The following is a 20,691-nucleotide window of genomic DNA, read 5'->3' on the forward strand; positions in this document are numbered from 1 at the left end:
AGGAGGTGGAAATATATGCTAGTCATAAGCGCGAACGAACAACGAAACTTAGCAAATATGAACGAAGTCATTGAATACGCGGCGCTTGCTTTAAAAGAATTTTCCGCAGAAAGAACAATCACGCCAATTCGCGGCTCATTACCATTTGCGAACGAGAAAAATACGGCATTAATTATGCCTTCAGTAGCGGAAGGACTTGAGGCACTTGGCTTAAAAGTAGTAACAGTAGTCCCCGAGAACAAAAAGATAGGAAAGAAAACGATAAACGGGGTTGTGATGTTATCAGACTTTCAAACGGGAGAACCGCTCGCACTTTTAGAAGGATCCTACTTAACGATGATTCGAACAGGGGCTCTATCAGGAGTAGCGACAAAACATTTAGCTCGTCATAATGCAAAAGTTTTATGCATAATCGGGACCGGAGAACAGGCGAAGGGAATTGCTGAAGCTGTATTTGCGGTGAGAGATATCGAGAAAGTCATTTTATACAATCGAACAGAAGAAAAAGCGTATGCATTCTCGCAATATATACAAGAGAAATTCAATAAACCTGCATATGTTCACACAAATGCAAATGAAGCAATAAGCGAAGCAGACATTATCGTCACAACTACGAACGCATCCACACCAGTCTTCTCAGAAAAACTACAAAAAGGCGTCCACATAAACGCCGTCGGTTCATTCAGACCGAACATGCAAGAACTACCATCCCACGCCATCGCGGGCGCAAACAAAGTAGTAGTCGAATCAAAAGAAGCAGCATTAGAAGAAACAGGTGACCTTCAAGTTCCAGTGCGAGAAGGTTTATTCAAAGGAAGCGACATCCACGCTGAACTTGGTCAAATTATAAGCGGAGAAAGACCTGGTAGAGAGAACGATGAAGAGATTACTATTTTTAAATCGGTTGGTTTGGCAGTAGTGGACATTATTGTTGCGAAGTATTTGTATGAGAAAGCGGTGGAGCGAGGGGGGGGGAATAGGATTGAGTTTTGAGGGGCTGCCTTTTGGTGGTCTTTTTTTGTAGGGTGTTTGGTGCGGTTGTGGGGTTGGTTGATAGTTTGGGAGGTAGCTTTTGCGAAATTTGTCGGTAAGTCGATATGTTGTGTCGAAACGTCGATATATTCGGAGTTGTGATCGATATAATTGGATAATCGTTGATATATTTTTGGGGGGGTGTGGTATTCATTGGCAGGATGAGCTTAATGATATGTTGGAACATGTGAATCCTGTGCAGATATCAAATCATTAATTCAAGTGGAGTATGAAAAAAGCTGCACCTCTAACAATTAGAGGTGCAACTTTTTTACCATTCCCGCCATTCTTCTGTTATGTCTTCTTCGGATTCTAAGCCAGCTATTCGTGCAGCTGCATCGATAAATTCATAGAGATCTTCTCTTTCCATTGTTTCGATAAAATGGTCATGTTCGATATTTAGTTCATTTATTTTAATAACTACCTCTTTAACAGCTTGCATTACTTTGACTTCGGTTGGATTCTCGCCTAATTGTTGTAAATTGTTAATGTAAGTGTCAAGAACCGTATTTGTTGCACTTATATTTTCTTCAGTGAAAAATTCCCCATCTTCATCATACTCAACCCATGAGGTTGTTGGTTTGTTTTTTTTCAATTCATCAAATGTCATAATAACCTCCTAAATGTGTTTTTTATCTTTAATTTCATTCTACATTTTCGATCATATATAACAATCATTTTAGAGGGGTTTTCTATAGGCTACTAGTTTTTTAACTCATTTTATGTAAAAACAATTGATTATTCTTAATCATTCGACAATACGCAACAATTTAAGATTGTATTTTTTGCTATGATAAGTAAGAAATTTACATATTGTGTTATTGGGGGATAAAAAGAGATGTTGAAAAAATTTACTACATGTATTTTAGGTGGCGCTTTAGTATTCAATTTATCTGGTTGCGGCAATACATCCGACAAAACTTCTTCAGAATCTAAAGAAACCAATTCTAAACAAGAAGAAAAGAAAGTACAAACAACTGATGAGGCGAAAACGAAAGAGAATACAAAGCAGAAAAATACAGAACAAACAAAAGAGAAATCAAAAATAAAAGAAAAAGAGTATGCTGTAAACAAGGATTTTCATACACCTACATTTGATGTAACTGTAAAAAGAGTTGTAGAAAGAGATAAGGTTGGTAAAGAGAGTATAGGATTCCAAAAACCTGAAGATGGACATGTTTTTATTGTTGTAGAAGCAGAAGGGAAAAATATCACAAACGAATCGATGAAATTAGCCGTTTTACCATCAGTGGATTTAGTGGATGAAAATGATAATGCTTACCAAAGTGATGTGTGGGCAGCTAGTAGTTATGAGGTTGAAAAAGGTGAGACCTCTAGTATTACTAAGGAATTAAAACCAGGGGAGGTAAGGAGACAAAATAAAGTTTACGTGATTAATAAGGAAAAATTTGATACAGGAAAATGGTATGTAATTGTTAACCGTGAGTATAAGGAACAAATTAAATAGTGTTTATTTATTAAGAGGAGATGGCTCCTCTTTTTTTGTTACAAGTTAACATAAAATTTCGGTTTGAGGGGCTGCCTTTTGGTGTATTTACTTTTCTTAGCTTGATGGGCATGTATAGTGATCCCTATTTTAGGATTCTTTGGCTTTCTAAAAGCTAAGGGTGCATGTAAAGAGGCTGGATTTTTGATGATTGTATCTGCAATAGGTTTATTTGTTTGTGTAAATCAAATTATATTTTATCTATTCCACGCTTGGCACTTTTACTTAGTGGACTAAATAATATTTTTTGCAAGAAGTAATACATAAAGAGCAAAAAAATTATTAATTAAGGAGTGGTAAGTGTGAAATATTTTGTATTTGAAGATGATGAATTAATAGGGGGATGGAAATTTAGAAAGGTTTTCTCCTGGCTTAGTAGAGGTACCAAATGAGGGAATTGTGACGGAAAACATATAAAATGTTATAATATCATTTGGAATATATAACCTTTTGATTCTAGGAAACAAAAAATCTACTAGTTGTTATATCGCAAAGAGAGAAAGGAAATAAATATGTTTATAAAAAAAGTAATAAGTAGGGGGCGCGTTCAGAGTCTACTCATTCCCATTTTGTTTCTGGCACTTATCATATCTGCTTCTAGCGTAGAAGCATCAGAACAACAAGCCATAAATAAAAAACGTGAACTACGTGCCGTTTGGATTTCAACTGTGTTCAATATCGATTGGCCAGTGAAAGGTGCAAGCGCTGACGAACAAAAGAAACAGTTTATTAACATTTTAGATGATGTTAAATCAATGGGGATGAATGCTGTTGTTGTACAAGTAAGGCCAACTGGTGATGCATTTTACCCATCAAAACATAGCCCATGGTCAGAGTATTTAACAGGTACACAAGGAAAAGACCCAGGCTATGATCCACTAGCATTTATGGTAGAAGAAGCGCATAAGCGCAACCTAGAATTCCACGCATGGTTGAACCCATATCGCATTACAACAAGTCACCAAGATGTAAATAAACTAGCTGTAAATCACCCAGCTAAACAACATCCGGATTGGGTTGTTAAACACGGCAAGCAACTGCTCTATAACCCTGGCATCCCAGCTGTTCGAGACTATATTAAAAATAGCACTCTCGAAATTGTCCAAAACTATGATGTAGACGCGATTCATATGGATGATTATTTCTATCCATACGCAGATGCGGAAAATTTCCAGGATGAAACAACTTACGAAACATACGGGAAAGGTGAAAATAAAGACGATTGGAGACGTGAGAATGTCAACACACTTGTTCGCGATTTATCAACAAGTATTAAACAAACAAAATCTCACGTGAAATTCGGAATTAGCCCATTCGGTATTTGGAGAAACAAACATAATGACACACAAGGTTCCGAGACAAATGGCTTATCCGCTTACGACAACATCTATGCTGACTCAAGATTATGGGTGCATAAAGAATGGGTGGACTATTTAACACCTCAAGTTTATTGGAGCATTGGCCATAATGCCGCAAACTATGACGTAATAACAAAATGGTGGAACAACGAAGCACAAGGAAAGAACATACACCTATACATTGGACAAGCTGCTTACAAGATTAATAACGATTCGGACAAGGCCTGGGAGAACCCGACTGAGACAAACAATCAATTGGCTCTTAACTCAACACTTCAAAATGTAAAAGGAAGTATGTTCTTTAGTTACCGAAATTTAAAGACAAATATATTAGGTATCAAAGATCAATTACGAGCAAATGCGTACAAATACCCAGCATTAATTCCAACTATGCCTTGGTTAGATAACTCTGCGCCAAGTAAGCCTTCTATACATTCTGTGACAGGCGGTCCTAACGGTGCAACAATCTCATGGAATAACAATGCTGGTAATGACGCGGCTTATTTCGTTATCTATCGTTTTAACAGAGGACAACTAATCGACGGAAACAACTCATCTGTGATTGTCACAACAATTCGTAACAATGGTTCAGAGGTACTATCATATGTAGACAAGGCAGTAACGAATAGTAGTGACTACACATACGCAGTTTCAGCAGTAGACCGCCTTCATAACGAAAGTGACCTAGTTCCGGCTTCTACGCCTGAACCTGAACCGAAACCAAAACCGCAATTTAAAGATGTATCTACTAACCACTGGGCTTTGACTTATATTAATTTTCTAGCTGAAAAGAAAATTATTTCAGGTTTCCCAGACGGGACATTCAAACCAGAAGACAGACTCACTCGTTTACAAGCTATTTTTATGATTTTGAATGAAAAAGGTATTAAAGATTTATCTAATGTATCCAATCCTAATTTTATCGACGTAAATCCTAGTACTTATGGGTACAAAGAAATTGCAAAAGCAGTTGAATTAGGTATTGTTACAGGAAAAGTAAACGACAGCGGCCAAAAATATTTCGATCCAAATGGCGTGTTAACCCGTGCTGAAATGGCAACTATTTTAACTCGTAACTATAATTTAAATGGGACACACAGTGAAGAATTCTCAGATGTTCCAAAAGGTTATTGGGCACATTCGTACATTCAATCATTAGCCAAAAATGGTATTACGGTTGGATATGGCAATAGAATGTTCGGACCAGGGGATCCGTTAACACGAGAACAGTTTGCGACTATGATGGCGAGAACGATAAATGAGGAATTACGTTAACATTTTAACGCCAAATATATTCCAGTGTAATTTGTGGTGTGCTGTGATTTAAAATTTCTTGCAACATAGCCACATCCTTAATTTGTTTATAGAACCAATAGCCGGAGGTTTTATGCATGGTGTGAATCCCGATAGATTCGATACCGGCAAAATCTCCGGCTTTTTGAATTTTTTGATAAGCCTAGATCTTATTAATGGGTTGATCTTCTTTTCGAGAAGGGAATGATATTTCACAGAAGGTGTGGAATGGGATGTTGATTTAGATGGTGATGGTGAAGATGATAGTATTAAAGATATGGTGAAAACGGGTGCGAAAAAAACTTGGTCAACAGTAGCGGGGTGGTTTAATTAATATGAAAAAAATTATAGATTTTAATAAGAGAGCTTTTGCACATTATATGGCTCTTTATCCTGTAAATGAAATAAGATTCCAAATAATTGCCCTTGTTCTTGTGGGAGCGGACATATTTATTCTGTTGCCCGCTTTTGCGAATCCATTTCGATTACTCTATGTATATATAGTAACTCCTCCAGTTGTTTTTTAAAATTTGTGGGCGATATGGATTGCTATCAACCCTCGGAAACGACAATTACAATATACTCTATTTCGGGGAGTATATGGCATCATATGTTCAGTCGGATTATTGGTTATAACGCAAAAATATGCTTATGAAGTGTTACAATTACAAACTCCCATCTATTTTATTCTTTCATTTGGTTTGTATGGTTTTGCTTTGTATTATTTTTATAAAAATCATATTGAAAAACTTCAGGAACCAAGAAAAAAATCAAAATCATCGAAAGGAACTGGTGGTGTAAAAGTAGTAGCTATTGCAGCGGGATCGGGGCAGTTAATTGCTAATATAATTCTTAGCATTGCAACACAACAGATGGGGGCAATTGTATTTATGTCTGCATGCACAGTGTTTTCGTTTGTTTTGTTTTATATGATTATAGAACTCCATAAGTATTATTATTTACGGAAGCATATAGAAGATGGAGGGAAAATACGTATAGGCTTTTAAAGAGGATTTGTTGCATTTCAAGTATATAATGCATTCTTCTTATAGTTGGTTAAAGGATAGAAAAAATAGGAGGGAGAGTTAATCTCATGAATGTGGAATTACATTTAGATAGCAGAGATATCTTTTTTCTATTTTGGGTGATAGGGATAAATAATACTTAATCGAAAACGGCAGGATGGTGCAAGTGAGATTCTGCGCTATTCAAATAATCTTTGAAAAATATATAGGCCGTATAAGAAAGGGCGGAGAATTATGCAATTTTCTAAAGAAAAGCTGTTACCAAATGGCTCTATTGTTCTGTTAAAAGGTGGGACAAAAAAGGTTGTAATTTACGGAAGAAAACAACTACTTATGGTTGAAGAACCGGTTATGTATGACTACATAGGCTGTTTTTATCCAGAAGGATATATTGATCCTGATTATACATTTGTATTTAATCATGATGCTATTGAAGAAATTATATTTGTAGGTTTTATAGATGAGGAAGAAGAGGCATTTGTAGGATTGCTTAATTGAATGTAATCTAGAAACAGGTGACCTCCAAATTCCGATAAAACTAGCAATCTCCACGCCGAACTTGGTTAAATTATAAGTGGAGAAAAAGCCGGCCGCGAAAACGACGAAGAGATTACTATTTTCAAATCAGTTGGTTTGGCAGTAGTAGATATTATCGTTGGGAAGTATTTGTATGAGAAAGCGGTGGAGCGCGGGGTAGGGAATAGGATTGAGTTTTGAGGGGCTGCCTTTTGGTGGTCTTTTTTGCATGAAATTTTGTAAAGCAAAAAAAATAGAATATTTATATTCTAATATTCAATAGAAAGATAAAACGTTTAAAAGTTCAGAATAATAGATTATAATATGTTTAGTAAAATTAACCAATATATATTTTGCTCATTATGTATTAAAGGGGAAATGAAAATGGCTGGACAAATTCGCATGTCACCAGAGGAGCTTAAATCGAAAGCTGCTCGATATGGACAAGGTGCAAATCAAATTGAGGATATTTTAAGTCAACTACAAAACTTACAAAATGAATTAAGAGGAGAATGGGAAGGTCGTGCTTTCGAAGGTTTTGATCAACAGTTCAATCAATTAAAGCCAAAGGTACAAAACTTCGCACAGCTATTACAAGAAATTAATATGCAACTTAATAAAACTGCAGAGGCTGTTGCTTCTCATGATGAAGAATTATCACGTAATTTCGGTTTGAAATAAAAATTGTTTTACTCTATATAACAAGCATTTTTAATGAGCCATACAGCTTATATTGTATGGCTCATTTGATTGCATGCCCAGCGAGTGATATTGATAGGGAAATATATGTAATGAGATTTCGTTGATGCGTTTGGAAAACTTATAGAAAGGGTTTGAAAGAATGGGACAATTTCAAAGTAATTTACAAACAGCGACGCAAATTGCTACGAAAATGGGATCAGCCTCTGATAGAATTCAAAGTGCAACCAGTCGTTCTATAACAAAGGCGACGCGTACAACGTTGTCTGTTAACTTCAAATCACAAGAAGCGAATCAGCAAGTTTTAGACTTGACGAAACAATTTTCCGCTGCCTTTCAACAAGCGGTTGATAATATTCATTTGGTATCTAACGAGTTTGAGAGAATGGATAATGAACTTCATAATACCTTTCGCTAATGTGACAACCTACGTAAAGTAAAATAGTAGGAGGAATATGATGAGTCAAGATATTGAAAAACAAATTAATCAAGTAAATCAAAAGTTACGAAGTGTATTTGAAGAGCAGGACCGAAATCAATCTGCGATTCAAAAACAGGAAAAAGTAGAAGAAGATTTTCATGCATGGAAGAATCAAAACCATCGTTTGTTTGATCGTATTTTAGGAACTTGGCATAAAGATAGAGAAATGTCATTGTTTTTTATGGATATGCGTCAAGAAGCACAATACATAGAACGAAAACTTACATTTGAATTGGAAAGCCAAAAAGAAACATTGTTTAAAGAGAAACGAGATCTTAGTGACTTAGAAAATGATCTTTCATATCAGCAACAACAATTAGTAAAGGAGGCTAATTCATGAGTTTAAATATGTATTTGGGAGAAGTACAAAACCAAACTCAAAGTATGAATGCTGTATGTACCGCTACCATTCAAGGTATGGAACAAGCCATTCAGTCGATTGACGCTTTTGCAACTGATACTGTGTTACAGGGGCAAACATATAGCAGTGCAAAATCATTTTTTGTACAAACTTTTCGCCCTCTAGCGCAAGGAATTATTTACTTATGTGAAGAACTAATTCGTCAGAATAATGCTTTTCCAAGTCAATTTCAATCACAAGTAGCTCAGGCGGATGTAATTGAACACGAGATATTAGAACAAATTCGAGAAATTGACCGAATGAAAACAAGTATGGAAGCTGTCAATCAAGCTATGCCAATGCCGGGTATGGATGCTATGGTAAATCTTTTTATTGTTATGAGGCAAAAACTGCAAGAAAAGCTGGATCATTTGTATCAATTCAATCAGAACTCTAGTAATAATTATAGTACAGCACTTCAATTAGCAGCTAGTATTGCTGCAGGTCTTGCGGAAGTTCAAAGTGGGAAAGGGTTTAGTGTTGTCAGCGGTACATTTAGTACACAAGGATTGAATATGGATTGGACGGGGCCTATTCAAAAAATTACAGAAGATAGAGCTCGTGAAGTTGAAAGGTTAAATAAGGATTCTGAATCTGGTGAAGTAGATAAAAAAGATTCATTTTTAGGTATGACTGGCTTTGATCCAATGGTACCATTGGATGGAGTGGGGAATACATTTGGAACACTTACAGGTGCAGCTGCAGTAGGGAATACAGTTTATAAAGTAAGGAATGGTTATGAGGTAAAAAAAGAATTTGATAGAAAAAACAAACGAGTTCTTATAAGAGAGAGTTATGATTCTGTTAAAGATAATAAAAAAGTTAATGGGCGGCATAGAGATCATAAGATTTACTATGTAAATGATATCGAAAAGAAAATCGAAAATGGAACAGCTACTCCTAAGATAAAAGAAATAGAAGCTATGATAAAAAAAGGAAGCGCAGCCAAAATGGCCTTAAAGGATAAGCTTGGATGGGCTAGTGTAGCTATAGATTCATATACGGATACGAGTGAGAATATCAAAAATAATGCCTCGAATGATAAAATTGCAGGAGATATTATTGGTAATGTTGTAGTGGGAGGAGCAACAACTGTAGGGGCTGCGGTTCTGACTGTTGCAGTTCTTCCTGCTGCTGCGCCAGTTTTGGCAGTTGCAGCAGCAGGATTCGGTATTTCAGTAGGATTAACATACTTAACAGAAGGTGTAAAATGGGATGTTGATGTAGATGGTGATGGTGAAGATGATAGTATTAAGGATATGGTGAAAACTGGTGCGAAAAAAACTTGGTCAACAGTAGCAGGGTGGTTTAATTAACATGAAAAGAAATACAGATTTTAATAAAAAAGTTTTTGAATATTATATGGCTCTTTATGCTGTAAATGATATAAGGTCGACTATAATTACTCTTGTGATTGGGATAGCAGATATATTTGTGCTTTTACCTGCTTTTGCGAATCCTGTTCAACCGATATATATGTACATAATAGTTCCACCAGTTGCTTTTTTAAATGTATGGGCAATATGGATTGTTATAAATCCTAGGAAACGGCAATTACAATACACTCTATTTCGTGGGGTATTTGGCATCGTATGTTCAGTAGGATTATTAGTTATAACCCAAAAGTTTGCATATGGAATGTTAGGATTACAAACTCCTATCTATTTTATTTTTTCGGTTGGTTTGTATATTTTTGCTTTGAATTATTATTATAAAAATCATATAACAAAACTTCAGGAGCCAATCAAAAAATCAAAATCATCGAAAAAAAACTCTGGTTTTGGAGTAGTGGCTTTTGTAGGATTGGGTCAACTCGTTGCTAATATCAGCCTTGGTTTTGCAACACAAAAGATGGTAGCAATTGTATTAATTTGTGTATACTCCATGCTTTCGTTTATTTTGTTTCATTTCATTATGGAACTCCATAGGTATTATTATTTAAGGAAGCATATAGAAGATGGAGGTAGAACACATGAAACCTTTTAAAGAGTCTGTATTGAATATTAAGTATATAATCGCGGTTCTCCTATAGTCAGTAAAGACTATGGAAAAGGGAGAAGTAAGATCATGAATATAGAATTACATTTAGATAAAGGAAGGATGGGGGATTATGCCATTTTCTAAAGAAAAGTTTTTACCAAATGGTTCTATTGTTCTATTAAAAGGTGGGACGAAGAAAATTGTGATTTATGGAAGAAAACAAAAACTTATGGTTAAAGAACCTGTGATGTATGACTATATTGGCTGTTTTTATCCAGAAGGATACATTAATCCTGAGTATACATTTGTATTTAATCATGAGGATATCGAAGAAATTATATTTGTAGGTTTTATAGATGAGGAAGAAGAGGCATTTGTAGGATTGCTTAATTGAATGTGATTTAGAAACAGGTGACCTTCAAATTCCGATAAAACTAGCAATCTCCACGCCGAACTTGGACAAATCATAAGCGGGGAAAAAACCGGACGCGAAAACGACGAAGAGATTACTATTTTCAAATCAGTTGGTTTGGCAGTAGTAGACATTATCGTTGCGAAGTATTTGTATGAAAAAGCGGTGGAGAGTGGAGTTGGGAATAGGATTGAGTTTTGAGAGACTGCCTTTTGGTGGTCTTTTTTTGTTTGGTTTGTCGGTCCATATATTTTGGCACATGAAAGTATATTGAGATTGTGGCGTTCTTTTTGTTTATAATGCCTGTATGCATCTCAAATGTGATGTATCATATATTCTGTTGAAATTAAACAAAAATGCAGGTGAGAAACTTTGGATTTAGTTCGAAAATTAACTCATATTTATGGCTTAGGACTTTGCTGTGGGTTGTGGAGTAAAGCTGAAGTAACACTAAAAGAAGCAGACTTCAAAAAATCTAGACCAACACATGATAGAATATGCAGTAAGGCATTATATGAACAAATAATGAAAGATCCTAAATTGGCTTCAAAATTCACAGAAGAAGAAATAGAATTATTTAAACATGGGGAGGTACCTGATGCATTTACATGGCATCACTACCAAGACACAGGACGAATGCAACTCGTAGATTATGAGTTGCGTAGAAAAACTGGTCATACTAGCGGATATAAAATTTGGGGCAAAGATAGTGATAAATAAGGGGACTATATATGAATAATGTTACTTGGATTGGGGTAAATAAAAAAGAAATTACAGATGAACATATTCAACAAGTAGAACAATATTTGGGTGTTAAATTTCCTATTGATTTTATTGAATGTGTGAAAAAATATGATGGTGGTTATCCACGCCCTAAAATATTTGATATACCTAATCAAGATGAAAATGTGTTTAGTAAACTTTTAACTTTTGATTTAGAAAGTAGAAATTCCATTATTCAAGTATATGAAGATATAAAAGATAGATTAGTAGATAAGGTATATCCTTTTGGCAAAGATTCGTTTGGAAATCACTTATGCTTTGATTATCGGAATAATTCTCAATCACCAACTATTGTATTTTGGGAACATGAGGAAGAAGAGATAGAAAAAGAAATTTATCCTGTTTGTTCATCTTTTACGGAATTGCTTAATAGCTTACGTGATTATGAAGACGAGGACGAATAATTAATTATGAGTAACAAAGGTAAGACCTATGTGTATTACGCATAAGTCTTTTTAATATTATCTCAAAGTTAAGAAGATTGAGGGGGGAAATTCTCATGAATCTAGGGGGCTAGTTTAAAAGAAATTAAAAGACAATTAAATATACCTAGATTTCAACACCTGATTAGGGGAAAAATGGTAACATTAACGGATAGTAATGGTAAAAGGATATTAAATGATAATAAACAGCCTATTATGACTCGAGAATTTACATATGAAGTAAAAGGTCAATCAAGATCATTCAGAGGGTCATAAGTTTGGAGAAGGTGGAGTTGGAGATCATCCACCGCATCATAATGTAAGACCTGAATACAATACACGAATAGGACAGGTAGATGGTATGAAGGATCATTATTATTTTGAGAAGAGAAATAATAAATAGGGAGTATAAAAATGATTGATCAATTTAAATTTTTAAATCCCCAAGCGTTAATTAGTATTTTTGGGAAAATACCAAAGTTGGAAGAATCAGAGTTATTAGATGTGCGTCTTAAAAGAGATGGTCCGACTTTAGTTATTCAATTGATGACAAAGGAAAATGTTGAAAACAAGCCAAAGCGATGGAATAAGTGGGATGTAATTTATGTAGAGATATCTTTCTTTACTATTCATAATTTAACAATAAAAGGTTTAGGGACAGAAAATATAATTGATTATTTTGAAATAAATACGATAGAAGAAGAAGGTTTATTAAAAATTAAGTGTAAGAATCAAATGTTAGTTGAGTGCTCGTTTGAATGGGCAAAGGTAGAAGGGGTAACCCCAGGTTTAATAGGATTACCATAATTTTGATGGGAAGTAGATAGTTAATTTTTATAATATTCATATTTTAATATTTTGGGGTTGAATAAGGAATGTATAAAGGACATTTGAAACGTTGATAGTATTGCAAACATATGAAGCGGACATTACTAAAATTAAGATACCTGATTATATACCTGTATTAGGTGATTATGATATAAGTGTCAAAGGTGAGATTATAATAGGTGGGTATGGTTATAAATTCCGCAGGAGTTTCATTTGAGTTTGAGAAGGAAGCGAGATAATAGAATGTAAAAATTTTCAAAAATGGTTATATGTGTTGGTGCGTTAATAATGATTATACTGGGCATGATTGTACATGATACATGGAAGGATAGGATTTATTTTTCTTTAGCTGTACTTTTTGTTACCGTACTTTCTTTACTATGGAATATAGTTGCTCATAATATTATGGATAAATTTAGAAAAAGGGAGAATAAATAGCTATGAAACTTTTAATGATTGGAACAATAGCAGGGTGGTTTAATTAACATGAAAAAAAGTCTAGATTTTAATAAGAAAGCTTTTGAATATTATATGGCTCTTTATGCTGTAAATGATATAAGATCGACTATAATTACTCTTGTGATTGGGCGCAATAGGTTTGAAAGGTAGCGTTGGAAAAGAAACTGGTATAACAGTTCCTGTTTTAGAGGGGTTTACTGTGGGAAGTAATTTTAAATTTGAAAAACCTGAGGGGAAAAAATGATATGAAAACACCATCGTATAAACCATTATATATTTTAGTTTATGTCGTAATATCCGTATCTATTATAGGGTTAATGATTACTCCATCCAACAATTGGTGGGAAAAGTTGTTAGGAACTATCGTTCTCATTCTTTTGGGAGCAGGTTTAATATTTTTTTTTAAATTTGGACGGTGGGCGCAAGAGAAGTTTTATGATAAATTTACAAAAAAACGGGATTAATATAAGACTGGAGTAATTAAGATATGCGTACAATAAATAGAATTCTGACTTTTACTGTATGTATTATGTTTATGTTGTTAATTGGGGCTTCTTCTACTATACGGTTAGAAGATAAAATTTTACTTATAGGTTTGCTGCTAATTTGCAATGTTATTGCATACTTTACAGTAGAGTGTATCTATAAACGTATAGACAATAAGAAAAAATAGTAGATTTATAATTCGCAAAATTCATTTAATATTTAGGGCAAAATTATCAATAAAACTATTACCAATTGGAACAATAGTTAAGCTAGAAGATATGGAATAAAGCGTTATGATTATTGGAAGAATGGCTATTTCAGAAGATAAACATCCAGTTACAGGTATACCTTATGATGCTGATGGATTTCCTATTTTTAAATCTAAGAGCGAGGTAACCTTAAAAGAGACAGACTTCAAAAAAACTAGAACAACACATTTTAGAAGATGTAATAAGGACCTATATAAACAAATAATGGAAGACCCTAAATTAGCTTCAAAATTCATGAAAGAAGGGATTGAACTATTTAGAATCGGGAAAACACCAGAAAATTATACATGGCATCATCATCAGGAACCTGGTCGAATGCAACTTGTAGATTATCAGATACATCACGATACTGGTCATACAGGTGGATATAAAATTTGGGGGAAAGATAGTGATAAATAGGGAGGTTTATAATTATGAACAACATTACATGGATTAATGTAAGTGAGAAAAAAGTTACAGATGAACAAATTGAACAATTAAAAGAGTACTTTGGTATTAAATTTCCTAATGATTTTATTGAGTGTATAAAGAAATATGATGGTGGCTATCCTACTCCAGATACATTCAATATTCCTAATCAGGATGAAGATTCACTTAATAATCTTTTAACCTTAGACTCTGAGAGAAAAATTTCTATGCTGCAAACATATAATAGTATAAAAGATAGATTGGTAGATAAAGTATATCCTTTTGCTAGAGATCCGTTTGGTAACCTTCTATGCTTTGATTACCGAAATAATCCTCAGTCACCAACAGTCGTATTTTGGGATCATGAGGAAGAAGAAATGGAAGAGTCAATCTATCCTGTTTGTTCATTTTTTGCAGATTTACTTGATAGTTTATATGAATTTGAAGACAAGGACGAATAATTAATTATGAGTAACAAAAAAAGACTTATGTGAATTACGCATAAGTCTTTTTAATATTATCCCCAAGTTAAGAAGAAGTTTTTACTGTTTTTATAGTAATTAAAATGTACTGTATGAAATGTAAGGCACCATTAGTATGACTTTCTTTATGAAACAATTAAGCTTTTGGCGCAGGCGGTCTTCCGTGGTCGTAAGCAGGTGCACCAGTATTACCATCAGCTATACCCCAAGGCTCCCCGTGTGTGTAAGATGAAGACCACCCTTCTCCATGTGTATATTCTGGAGAAGTACCAATATGCCCAGCACTAAATGCTAAATCAGGTCTTTGTGGTGCAGGTGTGTCACCTTTGTTTAATGCCGAAAATTCTAAGTTGTTACTTATACCAAAAGTCATAATTCCAGCTAACGTTAAACCTGCTATTGTTAATCTAAACTTTTTCATTACTTTAACGCCCCTTTAGCTAATAGTTTTTTCTTTGCTTCATTACTCATATAAAAATATTTACTAGCCTTCACATGATGTTCCTCTGCATAAAATTTATTCGCTAATCGTTCTGCATATTCTTCAATGCAATCCCATAACTCTTCTGTTTTAAAGTATGAAACTCCTGCTAATAAAACAGTTTCTAATTCTGTAGTGTTAGACGTGTTGTTCAATTTTTCTAAGATTTTAAAGCGATATTGATATTCTTTATTTGCTAATTCATTGCAAATGTTTAAGCCTTTTTCGATGAGTTGAGATGCTACTGCCGTTTCGCCTAATTTTAAATTTTCATCTGCTTGTAAATATAGGGCTTTAAAGTGATTTGGTATATTTTCTGTCACCTCTGATAAGTGACGAATTGCTAAAGAGGATAGATTTTGATTTGCATATAATAGTCCGATGTTATTTCTAACACGTAGTAACAATGTTTTTTCATTTTTACTTTTTAGAATATCTATGGCAGTGTTAAAGCTTTCTTCGGCTTGTTCAAATTGCCTTAAATCTATACAAGCTAATCCAAAAACATTGTCACATAATGCTACATTAATTTTATAGCCTGTGTGTTTAGAGAAAATATCTTTAGCTATTCGTATGTAATCAATAGCTAAAAGCGGTTTATAGATTTGATAATAAAATGAAGCTAAACGGTAATTAAATTCAGCTTCTTCTACTTCATTCATTGCGTACATTAAAAGTTTTTTCGCCTTCTCAAAATATTCTTTTGCTTCATTATAGTCTGCAAGAATTGTGCTGTGAATAGCTTTGAAGAAGTGATAATAATAGGATAAAAAACTACTATCAGGTATATCAAAGGAGTTAATTTCATTAAAGCTATCTTTTGTAATGTTAAGTCCATCGGTTAGTACTTTATATCTAAAATCTAATAATGAATAGTATAATAATAAATTTTTATCTTCTTTTATACTGGAAAGCTTATCTTCAACTTTTTGTTTTAAGTTTGTTGCTTGTACATTTTGATGTTGTAGTATAGCTTGATACCAGTCATTAAATAATTTTGAAATCTGTTCATTCTCCTTCGCTGGAACACGCATATAATCCCTTCCTTTTCTAATAGTCTTACATTAAATGATAGCAAGAATAGAATATAATGGAAATTAAATTTTGATATTTCTCAACATTTGTTTAACAATTTTATTTTAAAAGAAGAAATTCATTAATGCATTGTGTTTAGTAAATTCAAACATTCGGCACAGTGGGGATGAAGACCCCCCCACTGATTAAAGTTTCACTTTATCCAATGTATTAAAGAATGTGGGGTACTCAAAAATGAAAGTAACTACTCAGCCCATAGTTAAAAATGTAAGAAAATATAAAGGTAATTGCTAAGAAGCACTCCCCCTAAGTTTCAGATGAAATTAAATAATTGAATATTTATATTTAAATAATCGACTATTTATGCTTTAATATTTCTATGTACATAACTGGGATAATTAGGAATTTGTATTTGATATGTTTTAAGAAAGGGGAATGTTTTTTATATGGAAACTCCAGAAAATCAATTTAAACGTGCACTTAATCCTTGGTTCTCCATTTGGATAAAACCACGTGCTACAATGAAAGAAATTTTTATATCCAAACCTAAGAATGTGATTTTACTCATTTTATTAGGCTCATTCGTACAGACTTTAGATCGAGCATCTTCTAAAAATGTGGGGGATTCAATAAGTAGTCCAGTTTCAATAATCTCAATGGTTATATTCGGTACCTTCGTTGCTTTCTTAATTTATTATTTTTTGCTACCAGCGTTATTTAATTGGGTGGCAAAAAAACTTGGTGGACAAGGTACATTTGAAAAAACACGTTACGCAGTTGCCTATTCTTATATCCCTTACGTTTATTCTCTTATATTAGTTTGGGTGCCTTCATTTTTCTTGTTTGGGATAGAAAACTTTACGAGTGAGACACCGAAAATGGAGAGTAGCATAACTTTAACGATTTTATTTCTTATTTTTGCCATAATTGATATAGTTATTGGAATTTGGACAATCATTATTTCCTTAAAATGTTTAGGAGAAGCACACCAATTTTCAGCATGGAAAGCATTATTAACAATAATAGTGTCCTTTATGATTATCATTCTTCCATTAGTAATAATAGTATTTCTTATAGTAGGGGTTACAATCTTTTAATCAATAAACTTAGAAACTTAATTGAGGTTTGGGGACAAGTATAAAAATAACAACTAAAAAATTGAAATTATTCTTAAGTGTGAGCCCAATAGCTCACGCTTTTTATTTTATAAAGAATCTATTGATTTTACAGCTAATTGAAGGGTTTTTTCTTTTGCGCGGGAAGGAGTGTGGGATTGATTGGTGGTTTTGGTGCTGACTTTTGCGAAATTTGTCGGTAAGTCGATAGGTTGTGTCGAATCGTCGATATATTCGGAGTTGCGGTCGATATAATTGGATAATCGTTGATATATTTTTTGGGGGTGTGGTATTCATTGGCATTTTAAGAATATTCCAGATTAACTGTATTGTTTTATCTGGAAAAAGAGTATAATCATATTGCTGGAATTATTATGAAAAAAATGTCGTGAAATGTTAAATAAAATATTAGAAACGGACAAAAGTTGTCCACCTTCTTATGGTAAAGTAATCGTATAACTTAGTGGAAGAATAAGGATAGTTTCTGTAGTTGAAATATATAGTTTTAAATAGTTCTATATTACGTTTTTTATAAAGGATGGTGGGAAATTTGAATGAACGTGAGAAAAAAACAATAAGGCTTTTATCTTTATATGATCGTCTATGTAAGGGGAACGTGTTAATAAAGAAAGAAGAAATAGAAAATTTTGGAGTGCATCCAAAAACAATTAAAAGGGATTTAGAAGAAATACAGTTGTATTTAGATATGAATGCGGGTAATTCATTGCAATTAGAACAGGATGATAAAAAACGGCAAGTTCATTTATCACGTAGTAGTGATTTATGGCTTACAAAAGAAGAAATCCTATCATTAGGAAAAGTTTTGCTAGAAACAAGAGCTTTTTCTAAGGATGAAATGAATACGTTACTTGATAAAATTATGAATCAATCAGCACCGAAAGATCGTGATTTTATTAAAGATGTTATGAGAAATGAGCGTTATCACTATGAACCATTACAACATCAAAGTTCTTTACTTCAAATGATATGGGACATTAGTGATGCGGTTAGAACGAAGAAGTTGTTGGAAATGGAATATAAAAAAGAAACAGCAGCGGAAGGAACTAAAAGGAAAGTAAAACCAGTAGGGATCCTATTTTCAGAGTATTACTTTTACTTAGCGGCTTTTCCGGTAGAACGTGACTTTGAATTCCCAACGATTTATAGGATGGATCGAATCGCAAACTATGAGATCCAAAAGGAACATTTCAAAGTTAACTACACAGATCGTTTTGAAGAAGGAGAATTTCGAAAGAAAATTCAATTTATGCATTCAGGACCATTAATGGATCTTACATTCCGTTTTTCAGGCGCATCACTACAAGCTGTATTAGATCGTCTTCCAACTGCACGCGTCGTATCTCAAGATGACGATGGCGCCATCATTGAAGCGAAAGTATTTGGTAAGGGAATCAAAATGTGGTTACTGAGCCAAGGACCTTTTGTTGAGGTGTTGAAGCCGGTGGAGTTTCGGGAGGAGATGAGGGTGAGTTTGGGTGAGATGTTGGGGAGGTATGAATGATTGGCTTCAAGTTGTTTAAATGTGCCATAACTTATGAAAGATAAATAATTTAGGCTACATGCGTATTTTGGATGTTTTTGTCGAATTACTAGAAAATAACTTCTTAAAGATATAATATTTATATAGTTAGTTATTTTTTTATTTGATTTTAATGTTTTGATATTTTTAGGAACTTAAAAATAAATTGAGATTTTATTATGGAGTGAAGAAATTGGGAGCAGTAGATGAAAAAGAATTAAGTTTATATCGATTCTATAAAATGTATGGAGAGACCCATCCGCTCTTAAAAGAGGGATACCTTTCAACAGTAAGCTACTATAAAATTATGTACGCTGCTTTATGCAATGTGAAGGAAAACCCAGATGTTTCTAACTTGCTAAGTATTTATCGTAATATGTTTGAGTTGAAGACTGAAGACGTAAACTATATACATAGTCTAGTTTATTCTGATTTAAATAAAAGCTTAGATTCTATTTTATCGAGGATGGTAAAGAGAAAGAAGATATTTAATCAGTGGAACATCTTTCATTTAGACTATTGCTATTTGGTAACAGCTGAAATTCTTTTTGTTTATACGATTTTAGGAGAGAGATTTGAAGAGTGTGATCTTGTAAATGACATTTTTACGAGACTAAAAATCAATCCCAAAGAAATTCGTGGCTTTTCTAATTTTATCTACGACTTATTAAAGGGAAATTATGAACTTGCAAAAAAATTCTTGGCTGACAAATGTTATGTGGATTTAGTTTATTTTTATAATGGATATGCTTTTGGACATGAAAAAATAAAAACTCCTAAAGTAGCGATTATTGGGACGATGAGTTCAGGAAAATCAACGGTATTTAATGCGTTAGTGGAAGATGATTTATTCCCAATTGAAAATAAAGCTTGTACGTCGAATTTATTTGAGTTTATTGTTAATCCTGTTTATAAAAATAAACTAGCTATAGCGAAAGGTATGACAGATGAAATAAGATGCAATGTTATGTTGGAAGATATGAAAAAATGGAATAAAAATCCACATGTATCGTATATTGAAATAGAGGGATGTGTTGGAAAGTATTCCTGCCTGAACAAGAAAATTTCCTTAATAGATACACCAGGACCGAATAATTCGTTTGATGAATTGCACGGGAAGATAACAAGTGATTTTTTGAAGAAGGGTGATTATACTCATGTTGTTTATATAGTAAACATAACAAATTGGGGTATTTTTGACGATCAAAAATTGTTGAAAGAGATTTTAAAATATAGTCAAAATGCTCCTGTTATATTTGTATTGAACAAAATGGACACGTTGGATGTTGAAGGTGGAGAATTAATCGAAAAAACGTATTATAACGTTGAAGAGTATTTAAAGGGAAATGGTGTAAAAAAACCAGTTGTTATGCCGATTTCTGCTCGTGCTGCAAAGATTTTCAAAGGAGTACTTAGTGGAAGAAAGCTTACGACAAAAGAAGAGAGAGGATTTAGAACATACTTTGAAATGTATCAAGATGAAGAGTATAACTTGCATTTTTTAAACGATATTACCGTTGAAGAGTTATTAGTAAACTATGGAAATCTAGATGGTGATATTACCGTAGCTGGTAATGAATACAGTAGAAAAGAAATTTTGCAAGCATTGGTACATACTGGGGTGCCAGCGTTAGAGAATTATTTTTCAAATTTAGAGTCTAATGAATAGGTAGGGAGAGA

At 33.5% G+C, this 20,691-nt stretch carries 21 protein-coding genes and 7 pseudogenes; 24 read left to right on the top strand and 4 right to left on the bottom strand.

The genetic code is table 11. The features are described from left to right. Window positions 1-15: 15 nt before the first annotated feature. Entirely contained in the window at window positions 16-993 is a 978-nt protein-coding gene (locus tag FOT98_RS21050; RefSeq protein WP_063263298.1) for an ornithine cyclodeaminase family protein, read from the top strand. Window positions 994-1,303: 310 nt separating this feature from the next. Here the strand turns inward: FOT98_RS21050 and FOT98_RS21055 are convergent, their stop codons facing one another. Then, a complete protein-coding gene (locus FOT98_RS21055; RefSeq protein ID WP_063263297.1) occupies window positions 1,304-1,642 on the bottom strand; it encodes a hypothetical protein in 339 nt (112 codons plus the stop codon). Between the two features lie 228 nt (window positions 1,643-1,870). Here FOT98_RS21055 and FOT98_RS21060 point away from each other — a divergent pair, with 228 nt between their 5' ends. Continuing rightward, entirely contained in the window at window positions 1,871-2,500 is a 630-nt protein-coding gene (locus FOT98_RS21060; protein WP_063263296.1) for a hypothetical protein, read from the top strand. Window positions 2,501-3,051: 551 nt separating this feature from the next. Then, entirely contained in the window at window positions 3,052-5,172 is a 2,121-nt protein-coding gene (locus FOT98_RS21065) for a family 10 glycosylhydrolase (protein ID WP_063263295.1), read from the top strand. A 4-nt stretch (window positions 5,173-5,176) separates the two neighbouring features. Here the strand turns inward: FOT98_RS21065 and FOT98_RS21070 are convergent. Next, a pseudogene (locus FOT98_RS21070) lies at window positions 5,177-5,395 on the bottom strand (tyrosine-type recombinase/integrase); the annotation flags it as partial. A gap of 130 nt (window positions 5,396-5,525) precedes the next feature. Here FOT98_RS21070 and FOT98_RS33025 point away from each other — a divergent pair. The 18 genes and pseudogenes from FOT98_RS33025 to FOT98_RS21165 all read left to right on the top strand — a co-directional run bounded on the left by FOT98_RS33025 (window position 5,526) and on the right by FOT98_RS21165 (window position 14,819). Then, window positions 5,526-6,197 (top strand): annotated as a pseudogene (locus tag FOT98_RS33025) (hypothetical protein). A gap of 252 nt (window positions 6,198-6,449) precedes the next feature. Further along, window positions 6,450-6,713, top strand: coding sequence for a DUF4176 domain-containing protein (locus FOT98_RS21080; protein WP_001160636.1), 264 nt, complete (start codon window positions 6,450-6,452; stop codon window positions 6,711-6,713). A gap of 10 nt (window positions 6,714-6,723) precedes the next feature. Continuing rightward, a pseudogene (locus FOT98_RS21085) lies at window positions 6,724-6,932 on the top strand (ornithine cyclodeaminase family protein); the annotation flags it as partial. Between the two features lie 183 nt (window positions 6,933-7,115). Then, window positions 7,116-7,412, top strand: coding sequence for a WXG100 family type VII secretion target (locus FOT98_RS21090; RefSeq protein WP_000918591.1), 297 nt, complete (start codon window positions 7,116-7,118; stop codon window positions 7,410-7,412). Window positions 7,413-7,572: 160 nt separating this feature from the next. Then, a complete protein-coding gene (locus tag FOT98_RS21095) occupies window positions 7,573-7,848 on the top strand; it encodes a TIGR04197 family type VII secretion effector (protein ID WP_048545595.1) in 276 nt (91 codons plus the stop codon). A gap of 40 nt (window positions 7,849-7,888) precedes the next feature. Further along, window positions 7,889-8,251 (top strand): DUF3958 family protein, encoded by a 363-nt coding sequence (locus FOT98_RS21100; RefSeq protein ID WP_048545593.1) that lies wholly within the window; start codon window positions 7,889-7,891, stop codon window positions 8,249-8,251. Next, window positions 8,248-9,627 (top strand): T7SS effector LXG polymorphic toxin, encoded by a 1,380-nt coding sequence (locus tag FOT98_RS21105; RefSeq protein WP_063263292.1) that lies wholly within the window; start codon window positions 8,248-8,250, stop codon window positions 9,625-9,627. The genes FOT98_RS21100 and FOT98_RS21105 overlap by 4 nt, the downstream gene beginning before the upstream one ends. 1 nt (window position 9,628) lies before the next feature. Beyond that, on the top strand, window positions 9,629-10,297 hold the full coding sequence (locus tag FOT98_RS21110; RefSeq protein WP_063263291.1) for a hypothetical protein: 669 nt from the start codon (window positions 9,629-9,631) through the stop codon (window positions 10,295-10,297). Between the two features lie 124 nt (window positions 10,298-10,421). Further along, entirely contained in the window at window positions 10,422-10,685 is a 264-nt protein-coding gene (locus tag FOT98_RS21115; protein WP_001116623.1) for a DUF4176 domain-containing protein, read from the top strand. A gap of 10 nt (window positions 10,686-10,695) precedes the next feature. After that, window positions 10,696-10,904, top strand: a pseudogene (locus FOT98_RS21120) (ornithine cyclodeaminase family protein); the annotation flags it as partial. A 171-nt stretch (window positions 10,905-11,075) separates the two neighbouring features. Further along, window positions 11,076-11,150 (top strand): annotated as a pseudogene (locus FOT98_RS32735) (protein kinase); the annotation flags it as partial. Further along, a pseudogene (locus FOT98_RS21125) lies at window positions 11,142-11,423 on the top strand (HNH endonuclease); the annotation flags it as partial. The pseudogenes FOT98_RS32735 and FOT98_RS21125, both read left to right, overlap by 9 nt. A gap of 11 nt (window positions 11,424-11,434) precedes the next feature. Next, entirely contained in the window at window positions 11,435-11,890 is a 456-nt protein-coding gene (locus tag FOT98_RS21130) for an SMI1/KNR4 family protein (RefSeq protein WP_061680356.1), read from the top strand. A 331-nt stretch (window positions 11,891-12,221) separates the two neighbouring features. Further along, window positions 12,222-12,311 (top strand): annotated as a pseudogene (locus FOT98_RS33030) (HNH/endonuclease VII fold putative polymorphic toxin); the annotation flags it as partial. A gap of 11 nt (window positions 12,312-12,322) precedes the next feature. After that, complete coding sequence (locus tag FOT98_RS21140) at window positions 12,323-12,715, top strand: immunity 50 family protein (protein ID WP_000566923.1); 393 nt, start codon at window positions 12,323-12,325, stop codon at window positions 12,713-12,715. A gap of 725 nt (window positions 12,716-13,440) precedes the next feature. Further along, the gene (locus tag FOT98_RS21150; protein ID WP_063263290.1) at window positions 13,441-13,659 is read left to right on the top strand and encodes a hypothetical protein; all 219 of its coding nucleotides are present in this window, start codon (window positions 13,441-13,443) and stop codon (window positions 13,657-13,659) included. 315 nt (window positions 13,660-13,974) lie between these two features. Next, window positions 13,975-14,349 carry an HNH endonuclease gene (locus FOT98_RS21160; protein ID WP_235608036.1) on the top strand — a complete coding sequence of 125 codons (375 nt, stop codon included), beginning with the start codon at window positions 13,975-13,977 and terminating at the stop codon, window positions 14,347-14,349. 14 nt (window positions 14,350-14,363) lie between these two features. Next, window positions 14,364-14,819 carry an SMI1/KNR4 family protein gene (locus FOT98_RS21165; protein WP_063263289.1) on the top strand — a complete coding sequence of 152 codons (456 nt, stop codon included), beginning with the start codon at window positions 14,364-14,366 and terminating at the stop codon, window positions 14,817-14,819. 157 nt (window positions 14,820-14,976) lie between these two features. Here FOT98_RS21165 and FOT98_RS21170 read toward each other — a convergent pair whose 3' ends face one another. Both FOT98_RS21170 and FOT98_RS21175 read right to left on the bottom strand, forming a co-directional pair. Then, window positions 14,977-15,261, bottom strand: coding sequence for a hypothetical protein (locus tag FOT98_RS21170; RefSeq protein WP_061680352.1), 285 nt, complete (start codon window positions 15,259-15,261; stop codon window positions 14,977-14,979). Further along, the gene (locus FOT98_RS21175) at window positions 15,261-16,355 is read right to left on the bottom strand and encodes a response regulator aspartate phosphatase (RefSeq protein WP_063263288.1); all 1,095 of its coding nucleotides are present in this window, start codon (window positions 16,353-16,355) and stop codon (window positions 15,261-15,263) included. Before FOT98_RS21175 ends, FOT98_RS21170 begins: the two co-directional genes overlap by 1 nt. 447 nt (window positions 16,356-16,802) lie before the next feature. Between FOT98_RS21175 and FOT98_RS21180 the strand changes: the two genes are divergently transcribed. The 3 genes from FOT98_RS21180 (at window position 16,803) to FOT98_RS21190 (ending at window position 20,680) form a co-directional block, all read left to right on the top strand. Beyond that, window positions 16,803-17,453 carry a Yip1 family protein gene (locus tag FOT98_RS21180; RefSeq protein WP_063263287.1) on the top strand — a complete coding sequence of 217 codons (651 nt, stop codon included), beginning with the start codon at window positions 16,803-16,805 and terminating at the stop codon, window positions 17,451-17,453. A gap of 556 nt (window positions 17,454-18,009) precedes the next feature. Next, a complete protein-coding gene (locus FOT98_RS21185) occupies window positions 18,010-18,993 on the top strand; it encodes a helix-turn-helix transcriptional regulator (RefSeq protein WP_080467837.1) in 984 nt (327 codons plus the stop codon). 211 nt (window positions 18,994-19,204) lie between these two features. Further along, window positions 19,205-20,680, top strand: coding sequence for a dynamin family protein (locus FOT98_RS21190; RefSeq protein ID WP_063263285.1), 1,476 nt, complete (start codon window positions 19,205-19,207; stop codon window positions 20,678-20,680). Window positions 20,681-20,691: the final 11 nt, after the last annotated feature.

Source organism: Bacillus sp. HY001, assembly GCF_007558965.1.
In the GTDB taxonomy this organism is placed as follows: domain Bacteria; phylum Bacillota; class Bacilli; order Bacillales; family Bacillaceae_G; genus Bacillus_A; species Bacillus_A mobilis.

Bases quoted from the DNA above. Each gene is read 5' to 3' on its own strand.
- FOT98_RS21050 (WP_063263298.1), top strand. From the start codon at position 16: ATGCTAGTCATAAGCGCGAACGAACAACGAAACTTAGCAAATATGAAC.
- FOT98_RS21055 (WP_063263297.1), bottom strand. From the start codon at position 1,642: ATGACATTTGATGAATTGAAAAAAAACAAACCAACAACCTCATGGGTT.
- FOT98_RS21060 (WP_063263296.1), top strand. From the start codon at position 1,871: ATGTTGAAAAAATTTACTACATGTATTTTAGGTGGCGCTTTAGTATTC.
- FOT98_RS21065 (WP_063263295.1), top strand. From the start codon at position 3,052: ATGTTTATAAAAAAAGTAATAAGTAGGGGGCGCGTTCAGAGTCTACTC.
- FOT98_RS21080 (WP_001160636.1), top strand. From the start codon at position 6,450: ATGCAATTTTCTAAAGAAAAGCTGTTACCAAATGGCTCTATTGTTCTG.
- FOT98_RS21090 (WP_000918591.1), top strand. From the start codon at position 7,116: ATGGCTGGACAAATTCGCATGTCACCAGAGGAGCTTAAATCGAAAGCT.
- FOT98_RS21095 (WP_048545595.1), top strand. From the start codon at position 7,573: ATGGGACAATTTCAAAGTAATTTACAAACAGCGACGCAAATTGCTACG.
- FOT98_RS21100 (WP_048545593.1), top strand. From the start codon at position 7,889: ATGAGTCAAGATATTGAAAAACAAATTAATCAAGTAAATCAAAAGTTA.
- FOT98_RS21105 (WP_063263292.1), top strand. From the start codon at position 8,248: ATGAGTTTAAATATGTATTTGGGAGAAGTACAAAACCAAACTCAAAGT.
- FOT98_RS21110 (WP_063263291.1), top strand. From the start codon at position 9,629: ATGAAAAGAAATACAGATTTTAATAAAAAAGTTTTTGAATATTATATG.
- FOT98_RS21115 (WP_001116623.1), top strand. From the start codon at position 10,422: ATGCCATTTTCTAAAGAAAAGTTTTTACCAAATGGTTCTATTGTTCTA.
- FOT98_RS21130 (WP_061680356.1), top strand. From the start codon at position 11,435: ATGAATAATGTTACTTGGATTGGGGTAAATAAAAAAGAAATTACAGAT.
- FOT98_RS21140 (WP_000566923.1), top strand. From the start codon at position 12,323: ATGATTGATCAATTTAAATTTTTAAATCCCCAAGCGTTAATTAGTATT.
- FOT98_RS21150 (WP_063263290.1), top strand. From the start codon at position 13,441: ATGAAAACACCATCGTATAAACCATTATATATTTTAGTTTATGTCGTA.
- FOT98_RS21160 (WP_235608036.1), top strand. From the start codon at position 13,975: ATGATTATTGGAAGAATGGCTATTTCAGAAGATAAACATCCAGTTACA.
- FOT98_RS21165 (WP_063263289.1), top strand. From the start codon at position 14,364: ATGAACAACATTACATGGATTAATGTAAGTGAGAAAAAAGTTACAGAT.
- FOT98_RS21170 (WP_061680352.1), bottom strand. From the start codon at position 15,261: ATGAAAAAGTTTAGATTAACAATAGCAGGTTTAACGTTAGCTGGAATT.
- FOT98_RS21175 (WP_063263288.1), bottom strand. From the start codon at position 16,355: ATGCGTGTTCCAGCGAAGGAGAATGAACAGATTTCAAAATTATTTAAT.
- FOT98_RS21180 (WP_063263287.1), top strand. From the start codon at position 16,803: ATGGAAACTCCAGAAAATCAATTTAAACGTGCACTTAATCCTTGGTTC.
- FOT98_RS21185 (WP_080467837.1), top strand. From the start codon at position 18,010: ATGGTGGGAAATTTGAATGAACGTGAGAAAAAAACAATAAGGCTTTTA.